Annotated in this window: 22 protein-coding genes; 7 read left to right on the forward strand and 15 right to left on the reverse strand. The window is 66.4% G+C overall.

Annotated features, from left to right (window positions below; genetic code table 11):
- Positions 1–486 precede the first annotated feature (486 nt).
- Positions 487–2364 (forward strand): glycoside hydrolase family 15 protein, encoded by a 1878-nt coding sequence (locus N0B15_RS13440; protein WP_263020223.1) that lies wholly within the window; start codon positions 487–489, stop codon positions 2362–2364.
- On the opposite strand, the gene N0B15_RS13445 is transcribed toward N0B15_RS13440, so the two are convergent.
- A complete protein-coding gene (locus tag N0B15_RS13445) occupies positions 2365–3360 on the reverse strand; it encodes an ion channel (RefSeq protein ID WP_263020224.1) in 996 nt (331 codons plus the stop codon). It abuts the gene before it with no gap.
- Between the two features lie 200 nt (positions 3361–3560).
- The gene (locus tag N0B15_RS13450) at positions 3561–3704 is read right to left on the reverse strand and encodes a DUF7557 family protein (RefSeq protein WP_263020225.1); all 144 of its coding nucleotides are present in this window, start codon (positions 3702–3704) and stop codon (positions 3561–3563) included.
- A 162-nt stretch (positions 3705–3866) separates the two neighbouring features.
- On the opposite strand from N0B15_RS13450, the gene N0B15_RS13455 reads away from it, so the two are divergent.
- The 4 genes from N0B15_RS13455 (at position 3867) to N0B15_RS13470 (ending at position 6383) form a co-directional block, all read left to right on the forward strand.
- A complete protein-coding gene (locus N0B15_RS13455) occupies positions 3867–4235 on the forward strand; it encodes a sensory rhodopsin transducer (protein ID WP_263020226.1) in 369 nt (122 codons plus the stop codon).
- A 7-nt stretch (positions 4236–4242) separates the two neighbouring features.
- A complete protein-coding gene (locus N0B15_RS13460) occupies positions 4243–5529 on the forward strand; it encodes a D-arabinono-1,4-lactone oxidase (RefSeq protein WP_263020227.1) in 1287 nt (428 codons plus the stop codon).
- Positions 5526–5909: a sensory rhodopsin transducer gene (locus tag N0B15_RS13465; RefSeq protein ID WP_263020228.1), complete on the forward strand. Its 384-nt coding sequence runs from the start codon at positions 5526–5528 to the stop codon at positions 5907–5909. Before N0B15_RS13460 ends, N0B15_RS13465 begins: the two co-directional genes overlap by 4 nt.
- A gap of 108 nt (positions 5910–6017) precedes the next feature.
- Positions 6018–6383, forward strand: coding sequence for a group I truncated hemoglobin (locus N0B15_RS13470; RefSeq protein ID WP_263020229.1), 366 nt, complete (start codon positions 6018–6020; stop codon positions 6381–6383).
- Positions 6384–6451: 68 nt separating this feature from the next.
- On the opposite strand, the gene N0B15_RS13475 is transcribed toward N0B15_RS13470, so the two are convergent.
- Positions 6452–6934 (reverse strand): hypothetical protein, encoded by a 483-nt coding sequence (locus N0B15_RS13475; protein WP_263020230.1) that lies wholly within the window; start codon positions 6932–6934, stop codon positions 6452–6454.
- Positions 6935–7110: 176 nt separating this feature from the next.
- Positions 7111–9312: a catalase gene (locus N0B15_RS13480; RefSeq protein WP_263020231.1), complete on the reverse strand. Its 2202-nt coding sequence runs from the start codon at positions 9310–9312 to the stop codon at positions 7111–7113.
- Between the two features lie 480 nt (positions 9313–9792).
- Between N0B15_RS13480 and N0B15_RS13485 the strand changes: the two genes are divergently transcribed.
- A complete protein-coding gene (locus N0B15_RS13485) occupies positions 9793–10956 on the forward strand; it encodes a tyrosine-type recombinase/integrase (protein WP_425494242.1) in 1164 nt (387 codons plus the stop codon).
- Positions 10957–11036: 80 nt separating this feature from the next.
- Positions 11037–12566 (forward strand): stage II sporulation protein M, encoded by a 1530-nt coding sequence (locus N0B15_RS13490; RefSeq protein WP_263020232.1) that lies wholly within the window; start codon positions 11037–11039, stop codon positions 12564–12566.
- Positions 12567–12581: 15 nt separating this feature from the next.
- On the opposite strand, the gene N0B15_RS13495 is transcribed toward N0B15_RS13490, so the two are convergent.
- The 11 genes from N0B15_RS13495 to N0B15_RS13545 form a co-directional block, all read right to left on the reverse strand.
- Positions 12582–13661 (reverse strand): DUF354 domain-containing protein, encoded by a 1080-nt coding sequence (locus tag N0B15_RS13495; RefSeq protein ID WP_263020233.1) that lies wholly within the window; start codon positions 13659–13661, stop codon positions 12582–12584.
- On the reverse strand, positions 13658–14713 hold the full coding sequence (locus tag N0B15_RS13500; protein ID WP_263020234.1) for a glycosyltransferase family 2 protein: 1056 nt from the start codon (positions 14711–14713) through the stop codon (positions 13658–13660). The genes N0B15_RS13495 and N0B15_RS13500 overlap by 4 nt, the downstream gene beginning before the upstream one ends.
- Before the next feature lie 347 nt (positions 14714–15060).
- On the reverse strand, positions 15061–16902 hold the full coding sequence (locus N0B15_RS13505) for a Na(+)/H(+) antiporter subunit D (RefSeq protein ID WP_263020235.1): 1842 nt from the start codon (positions 16900–16902) through the stop codon (positions 15061–15063).
- Entirely contained in the window at positions 16899–18791 is a 1893-nt protein-coding gene (locus tag N0B15_RS13510; RefSeq protein WP_263020236.1) for a proton-conducting transporter transmembrane domain-containing protein, read from the reverse strand. Before N0B15_RS13510 ends, N0B15_RS13505 begins: the two co-directional genes overlap by 4 nt.
- Positions 18791–20344: a proton-conducting transporter transmembrane domain-containing protein gene (locus tag N0B15_RS13515; protein WP_263020237.1), complete on the reverse strand. Its 1554-nt coding sequence runs from the start codon at positions 20342–20344 to the stop codon at positions 18791–18793. Before N0B15_RS13515 ends, N0B15_RS13510 begins: the two co-directional genes overlap by 1 nt.
- Entirely contained in the window at positions 20337–20726 is a 390-nt protein-coding gene (locus N0B15_RS13520) for a cation:proton antiporter subunit C (protein WP_263020238.1), read from the reverse strand. Before N0B15_RS13520 ends, N0B15_RS13515 begins: the two co-directional genes overlap by 8 nt.
- On the reverse strand, positions 20723–21253 hold the full coding sequence (locus N0B15_RS13525; protein ID WP_263020239.1) for an MnhB domain-containing protein: 531 nt from the start codon (positions 21251–21253) through the stop codon (positions 20723–20725). Before N0B15_RS13525 ends, N0B15_RS13520 begins: the two co-directional genes overlap by 4 nt.
- Positions 21253–21792 (reverse strand): DUF4040 domain-containing protein, encoded by a 540-nt coding sequence (locus tag N0B15_RS13530; RefSeq protein WP_263020240.1) that lies wholly within the window; start codon positions 21790–21792, stop codon positions 21253–21255. The genes N0B15_RS13525 and N0B15_RS13530 overlap by 1 nt, the downstream gene beginning before the upstream one ends.
- Positions 21789–22121 (reverse strand): monovalent cation/H(+) antiporter subunit G, encoded by a 333-nt coding sequence (mnhG, locus tag N0B15_RS13535; RefSeq protein ID WP_263020241.1) that lies wholly within the window; start codon positions 22119–22121, stop codon positions 21789–21791. The genes N0B15_RS13530 and mnhG overlap by 4 nt, the downstream gene beginning before the upstream one ends.
- Positions 22118–22399, reverse strand: coding sequence for a cation:proton antiporter (locus N0B15_RS13540; protein ID WP_263020242.1), 282 nt, complete (start codon positions 22397–22399; stop codon positions 22118–22120). Before N0B15_RS13540 ends, mnhG begins: the two co-directional genes overlap by 4 nt.
- Complete coding sequence (locus N0B15_RS13545; protein ID WP_263020243.1) at positions 22396–23427, reverse strand: monovalent cation/H+ antiporter subunit E; 1032 nt, start codon at positions 23425–23427, stop codon at positions 22396–22398. The genes N0B15_RS13540 and N0B15_RS13545 overlap by 4 nt, the downstream gene beginning before the upstream one ends.
- Positions 23428–23657: the final 230 nt, after the last annotated feature.

A 23657-nucleotide genomic window follows, 5' to 3' on the forward strand; every position in this document is an offset into this window, starting at 1 on the left:
ACATCGGTTACTGATTGTACGATGAGATGGTCAAATAGGATAAGATTTGAGAATTAGCATCGGCGGTGCGTAGTGGCCCGTACCAGGTACAGCCAGGCCAGACGTACCGCTTATCCACATATAACATTCAACATTCACTATTTAATAGTAACCACTTGGTGAGTAGACATCTGGATTCTTTTACCCATATTTAGGGCGATAGAGCTGCCATAGACACATACACGATATACCACATAGGTTTCAATATATGGAAGTATATTTACTAATTTCTATAAATTGTCACACTGGCAGACAACACTCGAGCGGTGCAGTAGGCGAGTGGGTGGGTAAACACTCGAGACAGCTATAGTAGCCACTGCAAGTCAGTGCACACCTGATCGCCAGACGGGTCGGCGATCAGTGTGTAAATCGTTGCAGTTGTTACTATACCACGACGGTCGACACCGCCCCCACAGGACAAAGGCCTTCGAGGTGGAGGGGATGGCTATGGAGTACGCACCACTCTCGGCGTACGGTGCGGTCGGGAACGACGACCGCGTCGCACTGATCTGTCGAGATGGCTCGGTCGACTGGTGTCCGTTCCCCCACCTCGAGTCACCGAGCCTCTTCGCGAGTATCCTCGACGCGGAGCGTGGCGGCCACTTCGCGATCCGGCCGACGAACGAGTACGAGTCACAGCAGCGCTACGTCGAGCGAACGAACGTCCTCGAGACGGTCTTCGAGACCGCCGATGGGCGTGCCGTGCTGACCGACTTCATGCCGGTCGGTGGCGAGGACGTGTACGCACAGCAGGCGCTCTACCGGCGGCTCGAGTGCGAGGAGGGGAGTGTCGAGGCGACGGTGTCGTTCGCGCCGCGGTTCGACTACGCACGCGCCGAGACGAGTCTCCGCGAGACCGACGGCGGCGTGCTCGCGATCGGAAACGGCTCGCGCGAACACGAACGCGAGCGGGTCTCGCTCCACGGCACCGTCGACCTCCGAGTGGACGACGAGACCGCGACGGGGACGGTCGACCTCGAGGCGGGCGAGTCGGCCTGGCTCGGTCTCCACTACGGGACCGAGCGCCGACCGTCGCGGGAGGCGTTCGAGGACGCACTCGAGGAGACGGTCAGCTACTGGCGCGAGTGGATCGGCGGCTGTGAGGGTGACGCGCCGACGCTGTTCGACGGCGAGTGGGGCGACGCGGTGACGCGCTCTGCGCTCGTGCTCAAACTCCTGACTCACGCCGAGACGGGGGCGATTCCGGCGGCCGCGACGACCTCGATCCCCGAAGAAATCGGTGGCGACCGCAACTGGGACTACCGCTACAACTGGATTCGCGACGCGAAGTTCACCGTCCAGGCGCTGTACAACATCGGCCAGACACAGGAAGCGAGCGACTACTTCGAGTGGTTCCTCGAGATTGCCCACGACGATCCGGCGGAGATCAGGCCGCTGTACGGTCTCCACGGCGAGACGGAGATCGAAGAGATCGAGCTGTCCCACTTCGAGGGCTATCGCCAGACGACGCCGGTCCGGGTCGGCAACGGCGCGGCCGACCAGCACCAGCTAGACGCCTACGGGACGATCGTCCAGGGCATCTACGAGACGGTCCGACACGAAGACGTCCTCACCGACGACGTCTGGGCCGACCTGCGGGAGATCGTCGAGTACGTCCGAGAGGTCTGGGAGGAACCGGACGCCGGAATCTGGGAGTTCCGTGACGACCCGAGACACTTCGTCCACTCGAAACTCCTCGCCTGGGTCGCCCTCGACCGCGGTCTCTCGCTGGCCGACGAGTACGACTTCGACGCGCCGTTCGAGGAGTGGGAGACCACGCGTGCGGAGATACGACGCGCGATCTGTGAACACGGATTCAGCGAGTCGGCGAACAGCTTCGTCCAGTACTTCGACGCCGAGGAGGCGCTCGACGCGACCGCCCTGTTAGTGCCGATCTACGGCTTCCTGCCGCCGGACGACGAGCGCGTCCAGGGAACGATCGACGCCGTCTGCGACCGGCTGACGACCGACGACGGTCTCGTCCGCCGGTTCGTCGACAGCGAGGTCCGCGAGGACGAACACGCCGGGTTCGTCCTCTGCTCGTTCTGGCTCGTCGACGCGCTCGTCCTCTCGGAACGGACCGACGAGGCGCAGACGGTCTTCGATGCCGTCCTCGAGCGGGCGAGTCCGCTCGGACTCTTCTCGGAGAAACTCGACCCCGAATCGGGGGAGTTACTCGGCAACTTTCCGCAGGCGTTCAGCCACATCGGCCTGATCAACAGCGCCGTCTACCTCGAGAAAGCACGCGGAAACGGTCCCGGCGAGAACCTCGAGCCGGAGGAGTTCGCCGACCTCGAGTCGACGATGTTCGGCCGTGACAGCTGATCAGTCCTCGGCAGGCGGCCAGTGCCAGGCGTCGGCCTCGACGACACCGAGGAGGGTTCGCCGACGGTCGGTCATTCCGTCGAGGGCGTCGGCGAACGCCTCGTCCCCCACCGTCGGAACGCCCGCCGCCCGCAGCCGCTCGAGGTCGGGCGGCGGCGGCACCTCGTCGCTCGGCTCGACGAACGCCGCGTCGAGCGTCTCGAGGTAGCTCTCCGTACTCGAGCGGGCGCGCTCGACGAGCGTCGGACTCGGGCCGTGTTCGTCGGGGACGCCGTGGCGGACGAGCGTGAGCGCGTCGTCGAGGATGGGGACGGCCATCGCGGAGGCGCGACTCCCGCGTTCGCTGTGGTAGTAGTGGAGGATCGGGTAGGACTTGTGCTGCTCGGCGAGCGTGCTGAGGTCGGTCGCGAGCGTCTCGAGCGGCAGGTCGAGACCCTCGAAGCCGTCGTGCCACCCGGCGGCGACGAACGCCTCGCTGGTCTCGCCGAGACCGGTGACGTCGCTCGCGAACGAGCGCTTCTGAGTGACCGCCCCGAGGACAGTGAGCACGTACGAGACACCGAGTGTGACGAACGCCATGCCCGTCGCCGTGGTGAGCGAACTCGCGAGTTCCCAGCGCCCCGCCGTCGGCGTGTAGTCGCCGTTTCCGTTCGTGAACATGGTGTAGGCGGCGTAGTAGAAGCGGCCCGTCCAGTCGGCGGGGTCGCCGGTGTGCGTCGAGCGCAACGCGGGTTCACCGCCCGCGAAGACGAACGCCCACCCGGTCCAGATGAGAGCGATCCACAGCGCGAGCGTCAGCGCGAGGATGAGCGGACCAGCGATACTGAGCGCACGCGAGTCGTCTCGAGTGAGCGCACGGAGCGCCCGCCAGGTTCCCGTCGCGAGCCGACTCGAGAGCGGTCCGGAGCCGCCGTCGACCCAGAGCGTCGTCCAGAGGATGTCCACGACGACGAGGACGAGCACACCAGTACCGACGACGAGATACACCGCGTTCATGCCACCTGTCTACGGGACGCAGACACACAAACCCGGGGCGGAGCGGAACTGAGAGTCCGGCCGGCGGCGAGTGAGAACGGGGTCGCTCTCGACGGGACGGAGACGCACCGAGGGACCGATCGGAGAGCGATCTCTCTCGAGGGGGCAGAGGGGAATTGCTCTCGAGATGGCGGCGGGGGACGAGACCCGGCGGACCGTGGTCAGATGCCCTCCTGTAAGAACCGCCCCTCCTGTTCGTAGATGGCGAGCAGTTCCTCGATGAACTCCTCGAGCGTCTCTCCCTCCTCTAAGTGTGTCTCCATGCGTGCCGCGAGGTCGTCGTCGAGTTCGATCGTTCGGCCCATCACTACGGCTACCGGGCGCGACGACCAAAGTGCTCGACTTGCATACTCGGGTACGGTGGCTGTGTCCACGCTCGCCCGCACGCAGGCCCGCCGTCGAGACGGGCGACTTTCGAGAGACGGGCGGTGGTTTATCCCGCTCACCGGTGTCGACTAGGCGAGACTATGATCGGCGCTAAACGCTGGGCGATCGCAGACGGCTACATTCCGGAGGGAAGCCACGGTCCCGAACCGGAGATGGACAGCCACGGCACCGTCTCGATCCTCAATACGGCAGACGAGGACGTAGACGTCGAACTGACCATCTACTACGCCGACCGCGACCCGGCCGGTCCCTACGAGATTGCCGTCGGGGGCGAGCGGACGAAACACGTCCGGTTCAACGACCTCGAGGAACCCGAGTCGGTTCCGCGGGCGACGCCGTTCGCGGCCGTGATCGAAGCCGACGGGCCGATCGTCTGCCAGCACACGCGACTCGACTCGCGACAGGCCGAGAACGCCCTTCTCAGCACGATGGCCCACCCCGGAGACTGAGAGGACGATGGACGACGTCCCAACTGAAGACCTCGAAGAGTGGACGAACTGGTCGGGAAACCTGCAGTTCGAACCGGGGGTGATCGCGACCCCCGAGACAGAAGGGCAGGTCCAGTCGCTCGTCGAGCACTGCCGAGCCGAGGGGAAGACGCTTCGCGTCGTCGGCGCGGGCCACTCCTGGACGCCGGTCGTCGAGACCGACGGGGTGCTCGTCAGCCTCGAGCGACTGACCGGGCTGGTCGAACACGACCGCGAGGCTGGCGAAGCTGTCATCCGCGGCGGGACGACCCTCGGCGAGGCGACGGCCGCCCTCCAGGAGGTCGGCCTGGCGATGACCAACCTCGGTGACGTCTCGCTCCAGACCGTCGCGGGCGCGTTCGGAACGGGCACCCACGGGACGGGAACGGAGCTACAGAGCCTCTCGAGCACGCTCGTCGGTGGTCGGATCGTCACCGGGACGGGCGACGTGAAGGCGTTCAGTGCCGAGGACGACCCCGAGTTTCTCCGGGCGGCGCGACTCTCACTCGGCACGCTCGGCGTGTTCACCGAACTCAGGCTCGACCTCGAGCGGGCCTACAAGATCGAACGACGGGAGTACTGTACGACCGCCGAGGAGGCGCTCGAGCACGTCCCGACGCTCGCGGCGGAGAACCGTCACTTCGACTTCTACTGGTATCCCCGCTCCGACGAGGTGAAACTGCGGCTGCTCAACGCACCCAACGGCGGGACCGACGAGCGTGACCTCGCGTTCGCCTCGCTCGTCAAGAAAGGGACCGGCTGGTGGCACCAGACCATCGCCGAACACGACGACATGACCCGGCTGTTCGAGGAGATGGAGTACGCCGTGCCCGCCGAGGAGGGTCTCGAGTGTTTTCGCGAGGTGCGCGAGCGGATCCGCGAGAACTGGCGTGCCGACGTGGGCTGGCGCGTGCTCTGGCGGACCATCGCCCCCGAGGACACCTACCTCTCGGCGGAGTACGGCCGGGAGACGGTGACCATCGGAATCCTCCAGAACGCCCAGCTCGAGTTTCGCGAGTACTTCGAGGACCTCGAAGGAGTCTTCAGGAGCTACGACGGCCGCCCCCACTGGGGAAAGCGCCACAGTCTGCGCGCACCGGAACTCGCGAAGCTGTATCCCGAGTGGGACCGCTTCCAGGAGATCAGGCGCGAACACGACCCCGACGGGGTGTTCACGAGCGACTACCTGCGCACGCTGCTCGAGGGAGCGGGTGTCACGGCCGAAGAGCAACCCCGTCGCATCGGCGAGCGGGAGTCGGAGGTCGAGGGCGAATGAGCGACGAACCGATCGGGAAACGACGCTGGTCGTTCGCCGGCGGCTTCGTCCCCGTCGAGAGCACCGGGCCGGAACCCGAGATGGTGAGCCACGAGAAACTGGCGATCGTCAACGCCGGTGACGAGATGGCGACCGTCGAACTGACGCTCCACTACGAGAACGGCCGCGTCGCCGGTCCCTACACGCTCACGACCGCCCCACAGCGGGTGCGCCACGTCCGGGTGAACGACCTCATCGAGCCGTACGCCCCGCCGTTAGGCAGAGCCTACTCGGGCGTGCTCGAGTCGACCGCACCGGTCGTCGTCCAGGTGACTCGCCAGGACACCCGCCAGTCGGAGAACGCGACGATGGGGACGGGTGCGTACGCCGAGTCGACGTAGGTGGCCACGGTACTGGCGAGAGGGCGAGAAAGCGGGCACGGCCGAGCGTCGCCACCGAACGGGTTCGCACGAAGCGTTATATGCCACCATCGAAAAATTCTGGTGAGAATGAGTGAAAAAACACTCTACGAACGACTCGGTGGCGAAGACGCGATCGCGGCCGTCGTCGACGAGTTCTACGATCGGTTGCTCGCAGACGAGACGGTCGCTCACTTCTTCGAAGAGACGGACATGCAGAAACAGCGAGCGCACCAGACGGCATTTCTCAGCGCGGTCGCCGGCGGCCCGGGCGAGTACACCGGCCAGGACATGGAGACCGCCCACGCCCACCTCGAGATCGACCACCACCACTTCGAGACGATCGCGAGCCACCTCGGGGAGACGCTCGCCGCGTTCGACGTCGGCGAGGACGAACGCGAGGCGGTACTCGAGGCGGTCTCGAGCTACGAAGACGAGGTCGTCACGGTCGCTTGAACCGCGGGCTCGGACCGAGCCCGCGAGCCACGCAGGTGGCCAGAGTGACGAAGAGACGAACGAATCGGCTACGTTGACGACTCGTCTCCGTCGTCGTCGAGCAGGTCGTCGACGACGTCGTCCTCGACGGTCAGTTCGCCCGGCCGGGCGGGCGTCTCCTGGATGTTCGACTCGCCGAGGCTCTCGAGTTCGTCCGGAGAGCGCTCGGGACCGAGCACGTCGATATCGCTACCCTCGTCCGCGGGCGTCTCACTAGAGAGCCGTTCACGCAGGCCGAGGCGGTCGGCGACCCGCTCGAGCGGCGTGTCTTCGAGGCGGTCGGTGAGGGCGGCCGCTCGAGCGCCGTCGGCGTACTCGCTGGCTCGAGTACGGGCCTCGTCGATCGACTGCACGTCGGCACGCCGTGAGAGCGCGTAGACGACCGCGGCGACGGCGAGGACGAGAGCGAGACGGCCGAACGAGAGGCGAGACGAGCGTCCGGCGGTCGCCGTCCGCTCGGGCTCGGACGGAGTCCGTTCGGCCGACTGGCGGCCGATCACTGGGCGTTGCATAGGGTCGACTACTGCACACACGGACAGGCCGGTTTGGCACGCACTCGCAGGGGTGGCCGACTGACGGCGCTGAGCGGTGGCCAGCGCGGTGGACACAGCGAGAGCAGGAGTACAGCGAGAGCAGGAGTACAGCGAGAACAGCGGAGAGCGCCAGCAGAGGAGGTGAGTCGGGCAGATCAGGCCGGGACCTCCTTCTGCGTCCGTTCCCAGTGGCGGTGGGCCGCGATGGCGTCGACGAACTCGTTCGCGAACGTCTCGAGGTCGTCGCCGCCCGCGGTGACGAGACCGTCGACGGTGGTGACGCCGTCGCCGTCGGTGTCGTACTCGTCGGGGAGGTCGACGCGCTCGAGCAGCGAGCGCCCCTCACCGATGGCACCGACCGGCTTGTAGTGTTTGAACGCCTCGGCGACGAACGATTTGGCGTCGCCCTGCTCGGTGAGGGCGTCGACGCTGTCGCTCCCGCCGGGGACGACGACCGCATCGAACACGATCGAACCGGTCGTGACGTGGCTCTCGTCGGTCTCGACGGTCTCGCCGTCGGCACCGGTCCGCTCGCCGAGCAGTCGCGAGACGACTTTCACCGTCGCGCCCTCGTCCTCGAGTCGCTCGGTGAGTGTCTCGAGGTGGGCTCTGTCGAAGCCGTCGTCGACGAGGATGGCGATTGTGCGGGATTCGATGGTGTCGGTGACGGTGTTCTCCATGCTGAGCGCGGGTGAGTCGGCGTCGTGGTCGGTGTGGTGCTCGCCGGGTTTTTCGGGTGGGTCGACGCCGATGCCCTCGGCGGCGCGTCTCGCGAGTTCGTGGTCGACGTTGTTGAATATCTCGTAGACCATCCGCTCGCGGACGGCCATCGTGTCGACCTTCCCGAGTTCGAAGTGGGTCGCGTCGACGATGTGTTGTTTCTCGGTCTCGGTCATGCTGTTCCAGAAGAGCTTCGCCTGGGTGAAGTGATCGTGGAAGCTCTCGCTTCGCTCGCGGATCTTCTCGCCCTCGACCTTCTCGGCGTGGTGGACGTAGCCGCCCTCGTCTTCGGGGGTCTCCTCGGGGTAGTCCTCACCGAGTGAGTTCGGCGAGTACGACGCCCTGCCCTCGTTGATCGTCTGGCGCATGAAGCCGGCGCGCTGGTTGGTGTGTTTCTTCGCGAGCGGACGGTTGATCGGAATCTCGTCCCAGTTGGCGCTGTTGAAGCGGTTGAGCTGGGTGTCCTGATAGGAGAACAGCCGCCCCTGCAACAGCGGGTCGTTCGTGAAGTCGATCCCGGGGACGACGTTTCCGGGGTGGAAGGCGACCTGTTCGGTCTCGGCGAAGAAGTTGTCCGGCGTCTCGTCGAGCACCATCTTCCCGAGCGGCCGGACGGGAACCTCCTCTTCGGGGATGATCTTCGTCGGGTCGAGGAGGTCGAAGTCGAAACGGCCGGTCTCGTCTTCCTCGACGATCTGGACGCCGAGTTCCCACTCCGGATACTGTCCGTTCTCGATCGCCTCGTAGAGTCCCTCGCGGTTGAAGTCCGGGTTCTTCCCGGCGATCTTCTGGGTCTCGTCCCAGACGAGCTGGTGGGTGCCGTAACGTGGCTTCCAGTGAAACTTCACGAACCGAGAGTCGCCCTCGTCGTTGACGAAGCGGAAGGTGTGGACGCCGAAGCCCTCCATCATGCGGTACGACCGCGGCAGCGCCCGGTCGGAGAGCACCCACATGAGCATGTGCGAGATCTCCGGCATGAGCGAGGCGAAGTCCCAGAAGGTGTCGTGAGCGGCCGACGCCTGCGGCGTACCGTCGTCCGGTTCGGGCTTGATCGCGTGGACCAGGTCCGGAAACTTGATCGCGTCCTGGATGAAGAACACCGGCATGTTGTTCCCGACCAGATCGTAGTTGCCGTCTTCGGTGTAGAACTTCGTCGCGAAGCCGCGAACGTCCCGGACGGTGTCGGCGGAGCCTCTCGAGCCGACGACCGTCGAGAACCGGACGAAGACGGGTGTCTTCCGGTCTGAGTCCTGGAGGAACGACGCCTTCGTCAGCTCCGAGATGTCGTCGTACTCGCCGAGGTCGGGGTCCCCGTAGGGCTGGAAGTAGCCGTGTGCACCGGTGCCGCGGGCGTGGACGACGCGTTCGGGGATCGACTCGTGGTCGAACTGCGTCATCTTCTCGCGGAAGTGGAAGTCCTCCATCAGCGTCGGCCCACGCCCGCCCGCCTTCAGCGAGTCGTCGGTATGCTCGACGCGAACCCCGTGGTCGGTAGTGAGGTACTCCCCCTCGGGATTCTCGCGTACCCGATCGAGCTGGCGCCCTTTGCTGTCTTCGTCTATCTCGTCGCCGTGTCGGTCGCTGATTCCGTGTCGGTCGTCGTCACCGTCGTCGGGTGGATCGTTCGTATCTGTCATAGTCGAAGTGTCGGAGATCGCTGCTGCTGACTGTCGGCCACCACGCCGTCCGGACGGACCGCAACGGTCACCCGGGCGTCGACGCCACACGAGACGACTCGAGAACGGCCGCGTCCATCGGACACCGTGACGCACTCCTGCCGGTCGACCTTCCAGAATCACCGTTGTAATACTATCCACCACCACGGCGACTGATACGTATCCAACCGTGAGCGTCGTGGTCCTCGGACGCTCGGCAATCCGGCGAGAGGCGCGGACTTCGGTGACGCGAGCGAGCCATCCACGGCCCGCTTCCACACGGAGATTATTCCACGCGTGAGGGAGGCAGTTTTACAGGGGTGGAGCGCATCTGTCCCACCAGATGCAACTGGGCGACTGGACCTGCACACTCGGTGACCTCGAGCGGGCGAGGTGGCACCTCGGTGGACACTCGAGTCGTCGCCACCGACGCGAGCGGCGCGGTCGGTCCAGCGTGAGACGCTGGCGGGCGAGCGACCCAGAGAGCGCCACCCCGGAGGTGAGCGAGACGTGACCGCCGTCGGCGACACCATCGACGCCTACCTCGAGCGCAAGGCCGTCGGCGACCCGAACGGACCGGGCGCTGGAACCTACGCCTCGAACGCCGAGTCGATCCTCCGGCGGTGGGCCGAGTGGCTCGCCCGCGAACACGAGGTCACCTCGACGTTCGACATCGAGGTCGAGCACATGCGCGCCTACGCCGAGACGCTGCGCGCACGAACCGAGGGCGGCAGGTACACGGCGTCGACCGCAGGCACCTACTTCGCGGTCGTCCGCGCCTTCCTCACCTGGTGTGTCGACGGCGGCATCCTCGAGGAGAACCCCGCCGCGAGCGAGACCGCGACCGGCGCACTGCCGACCGACGACGGCACGAGCGGTTCGCGCGGACAGTTCTGGACCAGTGAACACCGGCGCACACTCGAGTCCTACGTCGCAGATCGGGCGCTCGAGGCGAGCGATGCCGACCGGGACGAGCGGTTGGTACGGCTCCGTGAGTACGCGATGGTCGCCGTCCTCACCCACAGCGGGGTGCGCGGGGCCGAACTCTTTCGCGTCCCCGAGGACGACCGACGGGGCGGCGCGACGTGGGGCGACGTCGACTTCTACACCGGAACGATCCGCGTCCTCGGAAAGTCACAGCGACTCGAGGACGTCGCGCTCCCGGCGGCCGCCCGGACACCGCTGCGCCGTTACCGCGTCGTGCTCGACCCACCGTCGAACGAGTGGCCGCTGTTTCCGACCCGTCACGCCCCGTCGATCGCTCGAGAGGTCAGGTCGGTACTCGGCGAGCGAGGCTACAGCGACGAGGAAATCGAGCGGATCACGAGCGAGGGGACGGCCGCCGAGGTCTCGCGCGAGCACGCCATCGATCCGCCAGCGATCACGACCGAGGGGGCGCGTACGATTCTCAGACGGCTGTGTACGGACGCCGCAGTCGACGTCGACGGCGACTACCTGACCCCACACGGTGCCCGGCGTGGACACGACGGGGAGCCGTACCGCACAGACCCGACGACGGCACAGACGGCGCTGCGATCGACGTTTCTCGAACAGTCGATCGCGGTCGTCGAGGAGGACCTCGTGTTCGTCCCGCCGGGAAGCGACGACCGGCGTGAGCGGCGCTGAAGCGAGTGGGCGTCGACGAGGGTCGTGTGCTAACACATGCACCACAGATTGTTTATCCTGCTGATGTGTAACGAACGCGTATGAAACTCTCGCGTGCGGTACGGGCCGTCGGAACGACGTTTCGACGACGGGCGGTGGACCTGTTGCCGTTCTACGTGCTGGGCGCATCGGTGCCCGCGGTCGCTCGCGTCGTCGTCTTCCTCGCCGCGTTCGTCGGCTACCTCTGGCTCCAGAGCACTGGCCGACTCGAGGCGTTCTACGACGGCATCCGCGAAGCGGGACTCGAGATGCCGGAGTTCGAGTCGGAGGAGGCGATGGTAGAGTGGATGGACGCCATCGGAGCCATACTCGCCGACACACTCACCTCGACCGACGCGGCCGTCCTCGGCGGTCTCTTCGTACTCGCCTCCTTCGTCTTCCTCGTCCTGTTCGTCCTCCTCAGCGCGCTCGCCAGTGCGGGCCAGTTAGCGGCCTGCATCGCGTGTCTGCGAGGAGAGCGCGGACTGGTTCCAGGAGTCGCGGGTGTCAGGAACTACTGGCTCTCGTTTCTCGGCCTGTTCGTCCTCGAGTTCCTGGTGTGGGCGCTGGTGACGGTCGGCGTCGCCCTGATCGGTGGCGTTCTCTGGCTCGGCGCGGGTGGCGAGTCGGCGCTCGAGGTGCTCATCGTCGTCGTCGGCGTACTGGTGTGGCTGCTCGCCGTCCTGGTGATTCGCGCGCTGTTTACGTTCGCCCCGGCAGCCATCGTCGTCGACGAGGTGGGACCGATCACCGCGCTCAGAAACGGCATCGGGTTTCTCCGCCGCCGGCCCGTCGAGGCGGTCTTCTACTACGTCGTCTCGATCGGTGTCGCCGTCGGCTTCACGAGCGTCCTCTCGGTGCTGTTCATCGTCGACGTCGTCACCATCGTGCCGCTCGTCACGGCACTCGTCCTGACACCCGTCCTCGACCTGCTGAAGACGACCCTCTACGGCGGCTACCGTGACGCGATCGCACCACCCGGACCGGCCGGGAGACGCCTGCGGACACAGCTTCGTTCCGGGGTCGGCCGCGGCGTCGGCGAGTTGGCCACGTTCGTCCGTTCGACGCCGTTACTGCACGGGTTCACCGTCGCCATCGGTCTCGTCGGCTTCTGGATGGGGTGGGTCGCCGCCGAACCGCTCGCCGACATCGTCGAGGTCTCGATCAGGAGCCGCGTCCAGGGACTCATCCCCCCGGCGTTCGCCCTCGAGCTCTTCGGCAACAACTGGCTGGTCGCGCTGACGACCGCCTTCTCCGGACTCGCCCTCGCCATCCCGGCCGTCGTCGCCATCTGGTTCAACGGCGTCAACATCGGCATGCTCTCCCAGCTCGAGGCGGACCCCGACGTGTTGCTGGCGTTCGTCGTCCCCCACGGCATCATCGAGGTTCCGGCGATCATCGTCGCTGGCGCACTGGGCATCCACCTCGGGCTGGTCTGGTGGCGGAGCGTGCGTGGACGGCTGAGCCGCGTCGAGCTAGCCGACGAACTCGAGCGGGCGGTCTGGGTGCTGATCGGTATCGGCCTGCTGCTGGCGATCGCCGCGGTGATCGAGGCGTTCGTGAGTCCGTACTACTGGCGGCCGTTCCTGTGAGCGTCCCGGCCGTCACTACCGCGAGACCTGCGTCGCTCGCGGTCTGGTACGACGGGACTCACCCGCCTGGGCGGTGAGCAACTCCGTCAACAGGGTCGTCACGTCGAGTTTGTCCGCGAGCAGCCGGTCGCGACGGCGACGCCAGCGCTCGCTCGCCTTCTCGTCGCTGACGAGCGCCTCGACGTAGCCGAACGCTTCGACCTCGTCGTGAGTCGACCGGAGCAGGTCGTACTCCTCCTCGAGTTCGACGAAGTTGCTCAGGTCATCCTCCCAGGCGGCGAACGACTGGATGCGGACCGCCGGCGTCGCGAGGAGGGCAGCCTCGGTCGCCATCGTCGCGGAGTCGCCCGCGTAGAGGTCGGCGTAGTAGAGTAAGTCGTGGATCAGGTGCGGTGGGACGGGAAGGCGATACGGCTCGAGACTCGGCGGGAGGGGGTCCGTACTCGTGATGAACACCTCGCCGTGGTCCGCGAGCAGCGAGACCAGCGTCTCCTTGCCCTGTCTGCTGAGACCGTTCTCGCCGACGTCGTGGAGGGCGTCCCACTTCCGGAAGCGGAGCACGAAGTAGGGGTCGTCGGGTTCGACGCCGTAGCGTCGGAGCCGCTCGGGTGAGGGATCGAAACGGTCGGGGTGGAGGTAGGCGAGTTCGTGAAAGCCGTCGTAGCGCAGCTGCTTCGCGCCGTAGTCGTCGCCGAAGCGCTTGGGCGTACAGACGACGTCGGCGAACGGAATCGTGATCTTGTGCGAGGTCGCCCCCTCGTTGTCGACGAAGATCACGCTCTGGGCACCCACGAGGCTGGCCACGTGTGAGACCGCGACACCGCCGATGGCAGTCATCACGTCCGGCCGGATCGAGAGCGCCCGCCGCAAGAGTTTGAGTTCGTAGGTCGCCTGGACGCGAGCGAGACCGAACAGCGAGTCCTGCGGGCCCGCGAGCACCTCGTGTGGAACGTCGTAGCGCTCGAGCAACGGCACCGCGAGGTCGTTCTCGCGGGCGAAAACGTGCACCTCGTGGCCGTCGGTCTCGAGTTCGTCGATGGCGTGACGGTAGAAGTGGACGTGGGCAGGGTGCTGGATGGTCACGATCAGCTTCATCGGACGCTCACCACCATGTCGTCGTTCTCGTAGCGGTCGAACGTCATCGCCAGCAAGAGACAGAGACCGGAGACGAGTGCGAGGAGTGCGCTCGTAGCGAAGCCATCAGCCGCGTCGTCGCCCGCACCGGGGCGTACCAGCCACGCGAGCGAGCCGGCCGTGACGGCGAATCCGAGCGCACCGAGGGCGTAGACGAACGCCAGCGGGTGGAAGTCCGTCACCACGTACCGGAGCGTGAGCCGTCTGAGAAAGCGCACGAGCAGCAGTTTCGAGAGGTTCGGAACGAACGAGCGGTACTCGATGTGGCTCTGTTCGTCGCCGTAGACCGCGGGCATCGAGACGTCGGCGATGCGAAAGCCACGGGTGTTGAGCGCCACCAGCAGGTCGTTCGAGAAGCCGTACTGCTCGTAGAGGTTCTCGAGGTCGACGCGCTCGAGTGCGTCCCTCGAGATCGCGGTGTAGCCGTTCTGCGGATCCATCATCCCCCAGTAGCCGCTCGCGACCTTCGTGAGGAACGTCAGCGTGACGTTGCCGAAGAGCCGCCACGTCGACATCTCACGCATGTGCTCGCGGCCGCTCAGGCGGTTGCCCTTCGCGTAGTCGACCCGGCCGGAGACGATCGGCTCGAGCAAGCGATGCAGCTGGTCCGGGTCCATCTGGCCGTCGCCGGCCATCACCGCCGTCACGTCGATCCCGTCGTCGACGGCACGCTGGTAGCCGGTCTTGATCGATCCCCCCACGCCCCGGTTTCGTTCGTGACGGATCGGGACGACGGTCGTCGCCGCCCCACCGTCGGTGACGGGACCGTCGGCATCCAGTTCGACGGGCCCTCGATCGTCGCTGTCGTCGGCATCCGTCGGCGGACCCTCGCGAGACGAGTGCGCTGCCGTCTCGGCGTGGGCACAGATTTCCGCCCAGGTCCCGTCGGTCGAACAGTCGTCGACGACGTAGACCCGGTCGACGAACGACGGCATCGTCTCGATGACCTCGCCGACGAATCCCTCTTCGTTGTACGCCGGAACGACGACGGCGACGGAGTGTTCTTCGTACATGGTCTCACGTCACGACCTCGAGTGTGACTCGAGTACTCCCTCGTTCGGAACACGGCCGGAACGGCTGCGGTCTCACGTACACCCTCATCTACTCCCCTCAGAGCGGGTCCCCGTTCATTGTAATTCCGCGCTTGTCGGGGCGTAACCACTGCCTATCCCGACACGGGGAGCGGGGTCGACACGCGTGGGCGAGCGCGGCGACGGTGAAGCGACGACGGGAGAACGTGCGAGCACTCGGCGCACACGCTCGAGCGGCGGCGCGTGCTGCGTGTCCGCGGCGTGGTACGTCGTGGTTACTCGAGAGAGCGGGACGTCTCGAGCAGCGAGACGAGGTCGGTGAGCGAGAGCTAGAGGAGCAGCCAGAGGACGACCGTGAGCACGAGCGTCACGAGCAGGATGATGAGACCGATGCTGGCTCTGAGGTGGATCGTCGAGGGGCGGCCGCCGTTGGTCGGGTGGCGTTCGTCGACCTCGACGAGGCTGTCGGGGAGTCGGCGGGCGACCTCGTCGACGGCGAGCGTCGGGTGTGAGCCGGCCCAGTAACACCGACGGACGGCACCGACGGCGGCGCGGTCGACGGCGGCGTAGGTGCCGGTGACGGCGAGCATCGAGCCGCGGCCGAGGTAGAACGTCGCCGGGTTGAGGACGAACGCCGGGTCCGGCAGGTCGATCTTCGAGAGCGGCTTCCGGATGAGTTTGAAGCCGATCACCGACACCGTGAGCAAGACGGCGGCGTCCCACAGGTGGCTCGGACTGTAGGGGTTGAGCGTCTCTGGACCTTCGGTACCGATGAAGCCGGTGCCGTCGACGAGTGGGAGCAGGTCCGTAAAGACGGGCCAGCCCAGAGCAGGCAGGCCCAGCAGGAGACAGGCACCGCCGACGGAGAACATCGCCACCGTCTGGCCGGTCTTGGCGTCCCTAACCGTGTACTGGGCGGGACCGTGGAGGAAGGCGTAGTAGCCCAGTTTGATAAAGGAGAGGAAGGTCCCGACGGCGCCGATGAACAACAGCCAGTAGAGCGCCTGGTACTCGGGACCGCCGAAGTAGCCGGAGGCCGCGTCGAGCACCATCCCCTTGCTGATGAAGCCGCTGAAGCCAGGGACGGCAGTAATCGAGAGCGCCCCGATGAGGAACGCAACTGCGGTGATCGGCATCTCGCGCCAGAGTCCGCCGAGTTTGTAGAGGTCGTTCTCGCCGGTCCGGTAGATGATGACGCCGACGGCCATGAACAGCAGGCTCTTGTAGAGGACGTTGTTGAACAGGTGGCCCATTGCCCCCGCGATGCCGATGGTCGTTCCGATACCGATCCCGGCGACCATGTAGCCCAGCTGGGCCTGGATGTGATAGGAGAGCAGCGCCCGCATGTCGTGCTGGAGCAGCGCGAAACAGACGCCGTAGACGGCCATCAGCCCGCCCATGTAGGCGAGGTAGAGGTTGCCCTCGGGGAACGCCCGGAAGAGGATCAGCGCGCTCGTCTTCGTCGTGAACGCCGCGAGAAACACCGACGCGGCGAAGTGCGGCCGTGGGTAGGTGTCCGGCAGCCAGGTGTGGAAGCCGACGAACGCGACGTTGACGCCGATCCCGAGGACCGCGAGCAGCGCCGGAACACCGGCCGCGATACCGAGCATCTCGCCGTCGGGACCGACCATCGAGAAGGTGTCCGTCGCGGCGTACTGGGCGGCGACGGCGAACAGCACCAGACTGCCACCGATGCCGTGGGCGATGGCGTAGCGGTAGCCCGCGCGGACGGCGTCACCGCCGTAGTGCCAGACGACCAGCGTGCTCGTCAACGCCATGATCTCCCACATGAACACCAGCGTGAGCCAGTCGCCCGCGAAGACCGCGCCGATCGCACTCGAGACGTACGCGAGCGCGAAGGCGGCCGTCACCCGTGGAGCCTCGCTCGAGTAGGCGTAGATGACGGCGAACGCGCCCAAAAAGCCCAGGCCGATACCGACGAGGCGGCTGAAGTCGTCGACGTAGAACGGCGCGACCTCGAAGCCGAGGAAGGTGCCCGCGAGGTGAGAGCCGTCGGGGACGAACAGCGCGATGGCGAGGACGCCGAAGAGACTCAGCGCCCCCAGCGTGTAGCCGACGATACGCGGGAGGACGACGACCAGCAGCGCCGCTGCGAAGACGAGCAGCGGCGGGTAGAGCATCGTGAGCGCCTCGAGTTCGGTTCCCATCATCGCTGGATCACCCCCTCACCGGTGACCGACTCGACGACGGTGTCGGCCACCTCGAAGAAGACGGCGTAGTCGGGGACGATACCGAGGACGACCGCGCCGGTCGCGATGACGCTGATCGGGAGCAACATGAGCCAGGTGCTCTCGCCGAAGAAGGGCGAGCGCCGCTCCCAGCCACCCGGCGGCGCACCGCCGTGGTGGTGGTCTTCGTGGCCGTGGTGGTCGTCGCCGTCGTCGTGGGTGTGATCGTCATCGTCGTGGACATCGGTTCCGCGGGTGTGGTCGCTCGGGTACTGATCGACTGCGTACTCGTAGTCCTCGTCAGTTGGCTCGTCGTCAGTCGCGGACTCGTCGGCTTCCGTCTCGTCGTCTCCGCCGCCCGCTGGCTGTGGTGCGCCGCCGTCGGTCGCGACGCCCTCGAGGACGCCGTAGGACTCGCGTTTGCCACCGGGTGGGAACTCGAGCAGGGGTTTCGCGTCGTGGCGGTCCTCGCTCTCGAAGAAGGCGGTGTAGACGACCGGCCAGAGGTAGGCGACGTTGAGCACGCCGGAGACGATCAGCGCGAGGGCGAACGGCCAGTAGCTGGCCTGCATCGCGCCGGTCAGCATGTAGAACTTGCTGACGAAGCCGGCGACCAGCGGCATGCCAGCCATTCCGGCCGCACCGATGGCGAAGGCGCTCATCACGAGCGGCATCCGTTTGCCGATGCCCGCCATCTCGCTGACGTAGTCGGTGTGGGTCTCGACGTGGACCGCCCCCGCACAGAAGAAGAGGGTGAGCTTGCCGAAGGCGTGGGCGGGGATGTGAAACAGCGCCCCGAAGATCGTCAGCGGATTGAGCAGCGAGAGTCCGAGGACGATGTACGAGAGCTGTGCGGTCGTCGAGTAGGCCAGCCGTCGCTTGAGGTGGTCCTTGCGCAGGGCGATGATACTCGCCGCGAGTAAGGTGAACGCCGCGAGAATCGCGATCGGTACGTTGAGGCCGACCTCGCCGACGAGTGGGACCTGTAAGGGAAGTGCCTGAATCGTCTCGACGCCGTAGACGTCGAGGATGACGCGGGCGACGCCGAACGCCCCGGATTTGACGACTGCCACCGCGTGGAGCAGCCCGGAGACGGGCGTCGGCGCGACCATCGCGTCGGCCAGCCAGGAGTGAAGCGGCATGACGGCCGCCTTTACGCCGAACCCAGCGATCAGCAGGAAGAACGCGGCCTGAGCGATTCCCGGATCGACGGCCGCGGCTTCCGCGAGTGCGCCCATCCCGCCGGCTTCGAACTCGAGCGTTGGTTCACCGACGAGTCCGGTGAGCCAGTAGACGAGCACCGTCCCCGCCAGCAGGAACACCCCGCCGCCGAAGAAGGTGTAGGTGAGGTACTTCCGGCCGGCGATTCTGGCCTCGTCGTCCTCGTTGTGGGCGACCAGCGGGTAGGTCACGAGCGAGAGGAGTTCGTAGAAGACGAAGATCGTGAGTAAGTTCCCGGCGAAGGCGATACCGACCGCCGTCGAGAGGCTCGCCGCGAACGCCGCGAAAAAGCGCGTCTGGGCGTGTTCGTCCAGCCCGCGCATGTAGCCGGCCGCATAGAAGGAGGTGAAGATCCAGAGAAAACTCGCGAGTAAGGCGAAGAGCATCCCCAGCGGGTCCGCTCGCAGCGTGAAGTCGATGCCGGCGACGAACTCGAGTCCGGTCGACTCGGCGAGGCTCCACTCGTAGACGGTGCCCTCGAGGACGCCCGGAAGCATACTCAGGACGATCCCGAACTTGGTGAGCGCGGCCAGCACCGACCAGCCTTCACGGACGTTCGGGTGGCGGTACGAGGCGACGATCAGGACGACCGCGATGGCCGAGACGAGGACGGCCGCCAGCGGGCGCGGGTCAGAGACTGGATCTACCATCAGTTGAACACCTCCGCAGTGAACGGCTCGAGTAACTCGAAGAACAGCCCTCCGGCGAAGCCGAGGAGGACGGCCAGCACGGCGATACAGACGACGACCGCGAGCATGGCGACCGTGACGCGGCCGGTGGTCCCGCCGTTGGCGGCGTCAGTACCGCCGTCGGTCGCCGCAGCGGGCGCGTGGTCGTGAGCGGTATCGTGGGGGTCAGAGAGTGGGTGGGCGGGGGTGAAGTACATCCGCTCGAGCAGTCGGGCGACGTAGGCGAGGGTGAGCATCGTCGAGAGGAAGATGACCGCGGAGACGACCCACGCCTCGGCCTGGACGGCCCCGAGGGCGATGTACCACTTGCCGATGAAGCCGACCGACGGCGGGATGCCGACGAGGGCGATCAGGAGGACGGCCATCCCGCCGGCGACGTAGGGGCGTTCGTGGGCGAGTCCGGCGTACTCGCCGACGGTTCGCGCGCCGTAGCCGAGGGCGACGACGCCGACGGCGAGGAAGAGTCCGGCTTTCAGCAGGCCGTGGCCGAGCAGGTGAATCACCGCGCCGACGAACGCGGTCTCGGTCGCGATGCCGTAGGCGGCGACGATGAGCCCGAACTGCGAGACCGACGAGTAGGCGAGCATCCGCTTGACGTCGTACTGGATGACCGCGAGGACGCTCCCGGCGACGACGCTGGTCGCGCCGACGGCGACGATGATCTCACTCGCGTAGGGCGTCGCCGTGACGAAGTCGACGGTGAAGACGGTGAACAGGACGCGACCGAGCGCGTACGCCGAGACCGTCGAGACGAGTGCGGCGACCAGCGGCGTGACCCCGTCGGGGGCGTGCTGGTAGGCGTCCGGCTGCCAGCCGTGGAGCGGCCACTGGGCGACCTTGATCGCGAAGCCGACGAAGATGAACGCGAAGCCGGCGACGACGAGCGTGTTGTCGTAGCCAGCCGCCTCGACCTGCGTCTGGAGGTCGAGCATGTTGAGCGTCCCCGTCGCCATGAACAGGAAGCCAACGCCGAGGAGGTAGAGCGACGCACCGACGGTGCCGACGATCAGGTACTTCAGCGCCGCGACCGCCGACTCCGGGCCGTCGCCGCTGGCGACGAGCGCGTAGGTCCCGAGACCGACGATCTCGAGGAAGACGAACATGTTGAAGACGTCGCCGGTCAGCGAGAGACCGAGTAAGCCACCAACTAACAGCAGGTAGCCGCTGTAGAAGGTGTTCCCGCGCGGGCCGCCGACGCGCGTGTAGGCGAGGACGGCCAGCGAGACACCGGTGACGAGCAGGACGATCAGCGTCGAGAACTCGTCGGCGACGAGTTCGATGCCGACCGGGCGGGCGAAGCCACCCAGTTCGTGGATCACGAGCACGTGTGTGGCGTCGCCGAAGACCGTCGTCGCCAGCGAGAGCGACGCGAGGAACGTCCCCGCACAGGTCACGAGCGCGACCGACCAGCCGGTTCGCTCGAGTCTGAGCCCGAAGATCAACGGCAGCGTCGCCGCGAGGATGGGCGCGGCCACGAGCAAGATTGGGAGGACGCTCCCGATCTCTTCACTCATCGGCACGCACCTCCCTGAGGGTGTCCTCACGGAGTGTTCCGTACTCCGAATAGATGCGGACGATCAGCGCGAGGGCGACGGCCGTCAGCGCCACCCCGACGACGATGGCCGTCAGGACGATCACGTGCGGGAGCGGGCTCGCGACGAACAGCTCGCCGGGGGCCACCTCGGCCGGGACGACCGGCGAGTCGCCGGGTTCGCCGTCGACCTCGACGTAGGCGACCGAGACGAAAAAGAGGAAGATGGCCGTCTGGAAGAGGTTGACGCCGATCACCTTCTTGACGAGGTTCTCGTTGGCGATCATCATGTAGAGACCGACGCCCAGGAGGACGAACATCAGCGCGTAGGCGTAGTGGCTGGCGAGGATCTCGAGACCGATCATCGCTTCTCACCTCCCTCGAGACCGCCGTCGGGGCGGGTCTCGACCTCGCTCGAGTCGCGCCGTTCGGGAGTGAACCCGGAGGCGGTCGCGAAGAAGAGCGTGATGACGACGCCCGCGACGATCAGGGCGATGCCGCCGATCTCGATGGCTTCCATGCCCCACTTGGTGCCGCCGGGGATGCCGAGGACGGACTCGAAGAGTTCGTACTCGAGGAACGCCCCGCCGAGGAGGATGGTCGCGAGACCGACGCTCAGGAAGATGAGCACGCCGCCGGCGACGAGCGCGACGAGGGCGGTGTTCGAGAGCCACTGACGAGTGGGTTCGATACCGAAGGCGAAGGCGAGCATCAGGACGGTGACGCCGATGATGGCCCCACCCTGGAAGCTACCGCCGGGGGTGTCGGCCCCGTGGAAGGTGAGGAAGAGACCGTAGGTGAGCGTAAACGGCGCGATGATCTTCACGGCGGTGAGGATCACCTGGCTCTCGGTGTAAGTGTCGTCGAAGCTCTCGCTCGTATCGCTGGCCATCAGGCGAACACCTCCCGTTTGAGGACGATGAGAACGGCGACACCGGCGGCGAAGACGACGACCGCCTCACCGAAGGTGTCGAAGCCACGGTAGGCGGCGAGGACGGCGGTGACGGCGTTCTGGACGCCGGTGTCCTCGTAGGTGTGCTGGATGTAGTACTGGGTGACCTCGGTGTTCGCCCAGACGGGGGCGGCCGGATCGCCGACGGCGTACATGTCGCCGAGGACCGTCGAGACGAGCACGAGAACGAACGCGCTCACGACGACGACCGCAGGCAGGTTCACCCGCTCGAAGATCTTCTCGGAGGTCGGGCGCGTCGTCCGCGCGATAGTGAGCAACAGCAAGATCGTCGTCACCCCGGCGCCGATGGCAGCCTCAGTCATCGCCACGTCGGGAGCGAGCAAGAGGGTGTAGAGGATCGCCATGCCCAGGCTGTAGGAGCCGAAGACGACGATCGCAGAGAGCACGTCTCGGAAGAGCGCCGTCGCGACGGCGGTCGCGAGGATGAAGACCGCGAGCGTGTAGGCGACGAGGCTCATTTCTCTCCCACCTCCTCGTCGGTGTCGGCCGTCCACGGCTTCACGCCGGTCTCGGCGGCCGCTCGAGCGATGGCGTGGGCGGCCGTCGGGTTCGTGATGAACACGAAAAAGAGCAACAGGACGGTGTGGATCGTCGCGCCCTGCCAGCCGAGGGCGAGCGCAACGGCGGCGAGCGCGAGTCCGGCACCGAGCGTGTCGGTCTGGGAGGCCGTGTGTGCCCGCGAGTAGACGTCGGGGAGGCGGATCACGCCGACGGCGGAGACGAAGGTGAAGAGGATGCCGCCGACGAGGAGGACGACGATCGCCCAGAAGCGGAGGGTCTCGATCACAGCACCCCACCTCGTTCGACGGTGAACTTCGAGATGGCGACAGCCATCAGGAAGTTGAGCAGCGCGTAGATCAGCGCGATGTCGAGGAACCAGGGCTGGCCGAGTCCGGCGGCCAACAGCGCCAGGATCACGACGGTGTTCGTCCCGAGGACGTTCACCGCGAGGACGCGGTCCTGGGTGGTCGGTCCCGCGACGGCGCGGTACAGCATGGCGATGGCGAGCAGGACGAAGATCGCCGCCGTCGCCAGGAAGATGTCGTCGAGCAACTCGGCGGTCATAGCTCGTCACCACCGATGATCTCGGTGTCGCCGCGTTCGCGCGGGGTCGGAATCGCCGCCCCATCGCGGCCGTAGAAGACGAAGCGGACGGCGCGCTCGAGTGAGCCGTCGAAGAGGTCTTCGCGGGCGTCGGGGACGAGCGCGTGGACGATCAGTTGCTGGTCGTTCGCCCGGACGGTGAGCGTGCCGGGGGTGAGCGTGATGCTGTTGGCGAGGGCGAGCAGCGGGAGACCGCTCCTGACGCGGGCGTTGACGCGACAGACCGACGGATCGATCGGCATCGACGGCCGGAGGATCACGAGTGCGATGGCGACGTTCGCCCGGATAATCTCGACTAACAGGTACGGAATGTAGAGCGCGAAGCGGATCGTCCGCAGCGGCGAGCCGACGAGCGTCGGTGCCGTGGTGAACGTGACGTGTGAGAGCGTGATCGCGACGATGCCGGCGACCGCCGCGCCGGTGATCAGATCGAACGGGTAGAACGGATCCCCGAGGACGAGGTAGAAGCCGTAAGAGATGAGAAACATCGTGACGAGGCGGCTGCGACTGCCGGGTCCGACCAGGCGCTCGTGGCGCGCCGGCCGTTCGACCGGCGCTTCCTCGAACTCGAGGTCAGTCGTGGCGAGTTCGCGCTCGAGTGGCTGGAGCATCGGGGCGGTCGCGCCGGGCTGGTACTCCGGGTCGAGGACGACGCGGCCGATGTCGTGGTCGGCGGCGTAGGTTTCGAACGCGCGGACGTAGTCGCGCGGGCCGAAGAGGTACTCGTCGGCGCCGATGACGGCCGTCTCGACGGTGAGCGTCTCGGGGTCGGCGTCCTCTCTGACCCAGGCGGCCGCGCGGTCGAGCAGTGCCTGAGCGCGCTCGATGTCTCCGCTCCCTTCCGGGCTGGTGGTCTCGTAGGGAACGGCGACGACGAGGTGCAATTCGGCGTCCTCGTCGGTCCCCGCGGCCGCTCGAGCGGCGTACCCGACGGTCTGTCGGACGGTGATCGATTCCGACAACGGGACGATGACGCGCTTATCCGCCACGGCGTTTCCCTCCGTCCGACAGTTTCTCGTTGCTCATGGCTCGAGTTTCGTTAGTCGACTCAAGCGGTAGCCACAGGAAAACTATTTCGTTATCCGTCAGCCAGACCCCGCGAGTTTTGCGGCCGATATTTTACGCCCGGTGGCGATAACACACAACATGGGCGATTATCGCAGCAGTTTTCGACTATATGTCAATAAATGGCAGTCAGCGACGATTCGGGGGTGTCCGG

This window comes from Natronobiforma cellulositropha (genome assembly GCF_025629245.1).
Taxonomy (GTDB): Archaea; Halobacteriota; Halobacteria; order Halobacteriales; family Natrialbaceae; genus Natronobiforma; species Natronobiforma cellulositropha.

What these genes read in the sequence shown, in the direction of transcription:
- N0B15_RS13440 (WP_263020223.1), top strand. Translation starts at nt 487, where the DNA reads ATGGAGTACGCACCACTCTCGGCGTACGGTGCGGTCGGGAACGACGAC.
- N0B15_RS13500 (WP_263020234.1), bottom strand. Translation starts at nt 14,713, where the DNA reads ATGTACGAAGAACACTCCGTCGCCGTCGTCGTTCCGGCGTACAACGAA.
- N0B15_RS13450 (WP_263020225.1), bottom strand. Translation starts at nt 3,704, where the DNA reads ATGGGCCGAACGATCGAACTCGACGACGACCTCGCGGCACGCATGGAG.
- N0B15_RS13445 (WP_263020224.1), bottom strand. Translation starts at nt 3,360, where the DNA reads ATGAACGCGGTGTATCTCGTCGTCGGTACTGGTGTGCTCGTCCTCGTC.
- N0B15_RS13490 (WP_263020232.1), top strand. Translation starts at nt 11,037, where the DNA reads ATGAAACTCTCGCGTGCGGTACGGGCCGTCGGAACGACGTTTCGACGA.
- N0B15_RS13455 (WP_263020226.1), top strand. Translation starts at nt 3,867, where the DNA reads ATGATCGGCGCTAAACGCTGGGCGATCGCAGACGGCTACATTCCGGAG.
- N0B15_RS13515 (WP_263020237.1), bottom strand. Translation starts at nt 20,344, where the DNA reads ATGAGTGAAGAGATCGGGAGCGTCCTCCCAATCTTGCTCGTGGCCGCG.
- N0B15_RS13470 (WP_263020229.1), top strand. Translation starts at nt 6,018, where the DNA reads ATGAGTGAAAAAACACTCTACGAACGACTCGGTGGCGAAGACGCGATC.
- N0B15_RS13505 (WP_263020235.1), bottom strand. Translation starts at nt 16,902, where the DNA reads ATGATGGGAACCGAACTCGAGGCGCTCACGATGCTCTACCCGCCGCTG.
- N0B15_RS13460 (WP_263020227.1), top strand. Translation starts at nt 4,243, where the DNA reads ATGGACGACGTCCCAACTGAAGACCTCGAAGAGTGGACGAACTGGTCG.
- N0B15_RS13510 (WP_263020236.1), bottom strand. Translation starts at nt 18,791, where the DNA reads ATGGTAGATCCAGTCTCTGACCCGCGCCCGCTGGCGGCCGTCCTCGTC.
- N0B15_RS13520 (WP_263020238.1), bottom strand. Translation starts at nt 20,726, where the DNA reads ATGATCGGTCTCGAGATCCTCGCCAGCCACTACGCCTACGCGCTGATG.
- N0B15_RS13465 (WP_263020228.1), top strand. Translation starts at nt 5,526, where the DNA reads ATGAGCGACGAACCGATCGGGAAACGACGCTGGTCGTTCGCCGGCGGC.
- N0B15_RS13540 (WP_263020242.1), bottom strand. Translation starts at nt 22,399, where the DNA reads ATGACCGCCGAGTTGCTCGACGACATCTTCCTGGCGACGGCGGCGATC.
- N0B15_RS13495 (WP_263020233.1), bottom strand. Translation starts at nt 13,661, where the DNA reads ATGAAGCTGATCGTGACCATCCAGCACCCTGCCCACGTCCACTTCTAC.
- N0B15_RS13475 (WP_263020230.1), bottom strand. Translation starts at nt 6,934, where the DNA reads ATGCAACGCCCAGTGATCGGCCGCCAGTCGGCCGAACGGACTCCGTCC.
- N0B15_RS13525 (WP_263020239.1), bottom strand. Translation starts at nt 21,253, where the DNA reads ATGGCCAGCGATACGAGCGAGAGCTTCGACGACACTTACACCGAGAGC.
- N0B15_RS13530 (WP_263020240.1), bottom strand. Translation starts at nt 21,792, where the DNA reads ATGAGCCTCGTCGCCTACACGCTCGCGGTCTTCATCCTCGCGACCGCC.
- N0B15_RS13480 (WP_263020231.1), bottom strand. Translation starts at nt 9,312, where the DNA reads ATGACAGATACGAACGATCCACCCGACGACGGTGACGACGACCGACAC.